This is a genomic window from Corynebacterium sp. (assembly GCF_043426755.1).
GTDB lineage: Bacteria > Actinomycetota > Actinomycetes > Mycobacteriales > Mycobacteriaceae > Corynebacterium.
Window position 1 is genome coordinate 1 of the sequence record NZ_JBHWRP010000014.1, and the last position, 5,782, is coordinate 5,782.

Sequence of the window (5,782 nt, forward strand, 5' to 3'; positions counted from 1 at the left end):
GGAAGTGGCGCACGCTCGATGGAGTGAGTTTGTATCACGAAGCGCGCGCGGCTGGGACGATTTACCAAGCGGTGCTGCGCGAGGAACTTTCACGCGAGTTGGGCGTGAAATGGGCCGAGACTGTTAACGGGTGCGCAGAGATTTCCGGGCTTGATGATCGAGAAACAATCGAGGCGTTTTCGACCCGCGCGCGTGAAATTGATCAGTGGCGAGAGGCCAACGGGCTTGCAGATGTAGCCGCTTTTGAGCGCATTGGGCAGAAGAAAACGCGGCAGAAAAAAGACGTTGACACTCCCTTGGAGGATCTAGCGCAGGGGTGGAAAAGCAGCGCGGCAGGTATCACGGCGCGCGCTTTCGTGGGTGGTCTTCACCCCGGCAACGAAGCAGCGGCGGGGACTGTCGAGCTGCCGAGTGTGGGCGAGATTATCGCGGCGGTGACCGCAGAGAGGTCTACGTTTACTCGTGCTGATGTGGTGGAGAAAGTCGCCGAGTTGTTGCCTGTCGGTGCGGCAGAACCCGGCGAGGTTTACAGGCTGGTTGAGAAGATCACCGACGAAGTTTTTGCGACGTCGGCGGCCTGGACGGTAACCCCAGATAAGGATCGCAGTCGGAATAAAACTGCGCGCGAGGGCACGCAGCGGTTTACCTCGGAAGACGTTGTCAGCGAGGTAAACCGGGGCATTGATCTGGCCACAGAGGTGATCGCGGAAGGCGTGAACGCCGATGTAATCCAACCGGTTGAGGGGAAGCTATCGCGGGATCAGGCCGAGGCAATGCGCGCTGTGGTGGAGTCTCGTTACCGGGCGAGTGTGGTTATTGCCCCGGCAGGTGCGGGTAAGACGTCAAGCTTGAAAGCAGCGCGCAGCGCGTGGGAGCAGGCCGGCAAAACTGTTGTGGGTCTGGCGCCGACGGGTAAGGCTGCTGACGTGATGGTTGGTGAGCATGTGGCGCATTCATCGTCGACGTTGGCACGGGTATTGCGTCGCGTCGACGGCCAGGACGCGGCGAATGCTGCCGCGTCGCTGGGATGGGGGCGTGACCACGTGGTTGTGGTTGATGAAGCAGGTATGGCCGCAACACCGGATATTGTGCGCATACTCGACGTTGCCAGTGCTGCTGGTGCTCGTGTGGTGTTGGTCGGCGATCCGTACCAGTACAGTGCGGTCAAAGCACGCGGAGGCATGCTGGCGACCTTGGCCCACGAGCTGCCCGATGCGGTGGAGTTGACCGAAGTGTTCCGCCAGGACGATGCCGCTGAGCGGGAGGCATCGAAGCGGCTTCGTACTGGCGCAGCACCTGATGTTGAATGTGCGGCTGAGTTCTACGCTGAGCGTGGCAGGCTGCATGCTGGATCAGTTACGGCGATGCTTGATGATGTGTTGGCAGGCTGGCGCGGGGACATTGACCAGGGCAAGCAGTCGCTTCTGGTGGCGTCGAATAATGACTACGTGGACGCGCTAAATGTCGCCGCACAAAAGGTTATGGCCGAGCGCGGAGCACTGGATCTGTCCGAGGCTGTGGGCCTTACCTCCGGCCAGTTTGCCCATGTCGGGGATACAATCTTGACGCGGCGTAATGATTACGAGCTGACCACCAGCGCCGGTGATGTGGTGCGCAATGGTCAGCGCTGGCAGGTCGAGTCGATCAATTCTGATGGATCGGTCACTGCGCGACGCTTGGACGATACTTTTGCCACAGTGACGTTATCGCCTGACTATCTGCATGCTCATACGCAGCTGGGTTATGCCTCTACAGGGCATGCCGCGCAAGGTGTGACAGTAGACGTCGCTCGTGTGGTCGCTGGTGTCGGCCAGGTTGACCGGGCTGGTGTCTACGTTCCGATGACCCGAGGCCGTGAGGGAAATTACCTGTATCTGGCTGAGGCCATGCCAGGAGATACTGACACCGGGCACGGCAAGACCGAGCCCGCCCACCGGCGTGAATCTGCTGATTATGCTCGGGATCTTTTGATCCAGGCGGCAACACGCAGCACCGCAGATCAGACCCCGCACTATGTTTACCGCCAGGCCCGCCAAGACTGGGCACTGGTGCGTATGTCCGGCGGAGTTATGCCTGATGCCAACCCGTTTAAAGGTACCCGCATGGCCGTAGTCGCCGACGAACGAGCAGAGGCGCGCATCGAGCGTTTTAGCGACTTCCATGCCGTATCCAACGAGGACGTTGCCGACAGGGTGCATCATGCTCAGCCAGAGGCCGACACCCCTCACCAGGCCAGTGAGATGGCCACAGGCCTGGTGGACAGGATCGGGATCGCGCCTACAGCGACGCATCAGCGCACGACGGGCAGGAAGAAGGTGAACCCGTACCAGGAGACACTAGATAAAGCACGGGCAACTGTCGCTCGCCTTGCCCAGTACAAGGACGAGCTAGCCAGCCAGATCGCCGACCTGGAACAGCAACACAGAAGCGCCGCAGATGCCATGCACAAGGCGCGCCGCGAGATGCAGCGCTATGAGCGATTGAGCCGCGAGGAAGAACACCGCCGCAGTAATCGCGGTTTCTTCGCCAGGTCATTTAATCTCAATGAGGGACTGGATAAGATTAAGACCTGGACTGAAACTCGTGACCGCATTGAGCAGGCTTATCAGCGTCACGAGGCCACATGCGTTGAGTTGGAAGAACGTGTAGACCAGCTGCGCGAGCAGTACCGAGACGCCACGGTCGAGCACGCCACAGCAGACGCGTCGATGCGTGGGGTAGAAGCGCAGCATTACACCGCAGAAATCGGTGGCTATGGCAGTGCTGCCGACCGTCTCCAGGCGCAGCGTGACCTACACAGTGATCAGGGCCAAGACGCGGAGTGCAACGCCGATATGCTGTGGTAAAACACTCCAGAAAACGACGATACCCACGATATGACGAAGTAAAACCCCTGCCCTATTCTCTGGCTTTGATGAGAGAAAGGGAGGGGTCTACTTTTCTAGCTTTGGAAAACTAGACGCGCTGCCGAACAGTACCATTTGGGTTCTCGTCGCCCCAACGCTTCGTTACAAACCGACCAGTGATCGCAGATCGGGTGACAGGACGTTTGTTGCTGGTTCCTGCCCCCATGCTCTCTCTGATGGTTTTTCTGGGCCAACGTGCCGCAGAGGCTTTAGAAACAAAACGTCCAGTGATTGCGGACCGGTATGCTTTTCGAGCCATAGGATCTCCTTTCGTAAACAGGTGAGAAGGAGCACGTCATTTGATATGGCGTTGAAAACTCGGATAGCCTTTCTTCGTCACCGCACGTGATGGAGAAAGGCTAACTTTCTCACCAAGCGCCTAAGTCGTATAAGCGTTCGACTTAGGCGCTTTTTACGCTAGCAGACGTTTCCCATTTCGCATACAAGTACTATATGTAGTTGTTCGTCGTATAAAAACTCCAGGTGGAGTGTCGGTTCTGATCTATATGTAGACTTTGGCTAGCCGGTGTCTGATGGGGTTCTCTTGAAAGCCCGTTTGATTGATTTTTCTATCCGCTATTCTCGCTGAGGTAGTTGTATAGAGTGGTGCGGCCGATAGATAACCGACGCGCAACCGCGGCCTTTGGGACTCCTGCGGCAATCCATTCTTTAGCTTGTTCGATTTGGTCTGAGTTAAGTGCCTTTTTTCTTCCTTTGTAGACACCGCGCTCTTTTGCTTTCGCGATCCCCTCGGCTTGCCGCTCTTTGATTATGGAACGTTCAAACTCAGCAACGCTTCCGAGCAATCCGAGCATAAGTTTCGAGATGGGGGATGAGTTTTTTGAATAGGTTTGCCCCTCGCGTAAGAACTTCACCGATACATTGCGCCCCGTTAACTCATCGACAATTGAATGGAGATCTATTAACGAGCGGGCGAGCCTGTCCATGCTGGTAACGACTAGTTGGTCGCCAGCGCGGAGGTACCGCAAGGTTTCTTCAAGACGGGGACGGTCACGGCTTGAACCGCTGACCTGTTCTGTGTAGATCTGCATGACACCGTCGCGTCGCAGCTGGTCAATTTGTCTCTCTAGATTTTGATCCTTCGAGCTCACTCGTGCGTAACCAACTTTCTGCCCGCTCACCGCGTCCTGGTGTTCATTGATCTCTAGAGGTAGTGACACTTCTGTTCCGTAATCCATATTTCAACCCTAGTGAACATATGTTTCTGTCGTTCTAGGTATGTTCTTTTAGGGTGTACCCGCTTTGACAGTCTCCGGCGTGCTGCGGCTGCGGCGTTAGGTGGCACAACAGGAGAGCATGCTGACGTCGGTGGTAAAGGATTGCGCCGCGATTTTCAGGCCCTCGGCCATGGTCAGATAGGGACTCCACTGGGTGGCCAGTTGGGTCACGGTCATATTAGCTGCCAGGATATAGCCCCCCGCAGCGGCCAAGTCTCCAGCGTCGGTGGTCACGGCGGTGATCCCCACAATCTGGTTGGTGTCGGCATCGGCAACGATTTTGATAAACCCGCGCGTATCGCGATTGACTTGAGCACGCGGCACGTAGTCCAGCGGCAGGACTCGACAGGTGCACCGGATTCCGGCGGCTTGGGCTTGGTGATCGGTCATCCCCACCGCACCCACGGCCGGTGCGGTGAACGTGACACGTGGCAGGTGGGTGTAGTCCACGGCGTGGTTGGCGTTGGTGAAGGCATTGTCAACGACTTGTCCCCCATGGGAAGAGGCCACGTAGACAAATTGGGGGTGGCCGGTGACATCACCGGCTGCCCAAATCCGCGGGTTCGAGGAGGCTAGGTGCGCATCGACGACCACTTCGCCGCCTGGCCCGGTGTCCACCCCCACACTGGCAAGGTTCAAACCTGCGGTGACCGGGGTCCGGCCGGTCGCCACCAAAAGGTGCGTGGCATGCAAGTGACGGGTCTGGCCTTGGATGGTGGCCGTCACGAGCACGCCTCCGGTAGTCGCCTCGGTGGCCACTGCCGTCACTGCCGCTTGATGGATCGCCTGAATCCCTTCATCGGCGAATACCTCCCTGAGCGTGTCGGCGACTTCTGGTTCCTCCCTTGATAACAACCGGGACCGGGCCAGTACGGTCACCTTGGAGCCCAGTCGGGAAAACAACTGGGCTTGTTCGAGGGCAACATAGCCTGCCCCGAGAATGATCAGCGACTCCGGCACCTCGGACAGGTCCATGGCCGTGGTAGAGGTCAAATACTCGATGTCTTCCAGTCCGGCAATTTCGGGAATCGTTGGGGTGGACCCAGTAGCCAGCAGGTAATGCTGGGCCTGGACTGTTTCGATGGTCCCGTCCGTACAGGTCACCTCCAACACCGGGTCATGCGCAGACCCGGTAAAAGTAGCTTCTCCCCGGATCAGCTGCCAACCATAAGCGGTGATCAAATCCAGATATTTGTCAGATCGCATCTGCTCGACCAGGGCGTCTTTTCCAGCGATAACCGCTGGCATATCCACCGGCCCCGCGGTAGCGGTAATCCCGGGGTACCGGGCCGCGTCCGTGGCCCCATGACGTGCCCCGGCAGCAGCCAAGAGTGCTTTCGACGGCACACACCCGGTGTTGACACAGGTGCCACCCACCGTGCCACGCTCGATCATCACCACACTTTTACCCAAGGTGCTAGCCCGGATTGCCGCAGCAAAAGCGGCACCCCCCGAGCCAATAATCGCAAAATCCACCATCTGGGTGGGCTGATGTGTTCTCATGCGTGGTCCTCCTCCTGCAAAACCGCTCCCCAGGACCGGCTGCTGGCCGTCACAGGTGCGTCTTTCCAGCCTAAACCTTCCCCTATACTGGAAGGTCAAACTCAGATAAACATCAGTGGCCACAGAAGGAGCGAA

General features: G+C 58.0%; 3 protein-coding genes. 1 reads left to right on the plus strand and 2 read right to left on the minus strand.

What is annotated here, in order from left to right:
- Positions 1–2,846 (plus strand): AAA family ATPase (locus tag ACHFGA_RS01465; RefSeq protein ID WP_394280700.1); only part of this gene is annotated, 2,846 nt, incomplete at its 5' end.
- A 629-nt stretch (positions 2,847–3,475) separates the two neighbouring features.
- Here the strand turns inward: ACHFGA_RS01465 and ACHFGA_RS01470 are convergent.
- Together ACHFGA_RS01470 and merA are read right to left on the minus strand one after the other, a co-directional pair.
- On the minus strand, positions 3,476–4,048 hold the full coding sequence (locus ACHFGA_RS01470; protein ID WP_394280702.1) for a recombinase family protein: 573 nt from the start codon (positions 4,046–4,048) through the stop codon (positions 3,476–3,478).
- A 153-nt stretch (positions 4,049–4,201) separates the two neighbouring features.
- Positions 4,202–5,647, minus strand: coding sequence for a mercury(II) reductase (gene merA / locus ACHFGA_RS01475; RefSeq protein ID WP_394280701.1), 1,446 nt, complete (start codon positions 5,645–5,647; stop codon positions 4,202–4,204).
- Between the last annotated feature and the right edge of the window lie 135 nt (positions 5,648–5,782).

What these genes read in the sequence shown, in the direction of transcription:
- merA (WP_394280701.1), bottom strand. Translation starts at nt 5,647, where the DNA reads ATGAGAACACATCAGCCCACCCAGATGGTGGATTTTGCGATTATTGGC.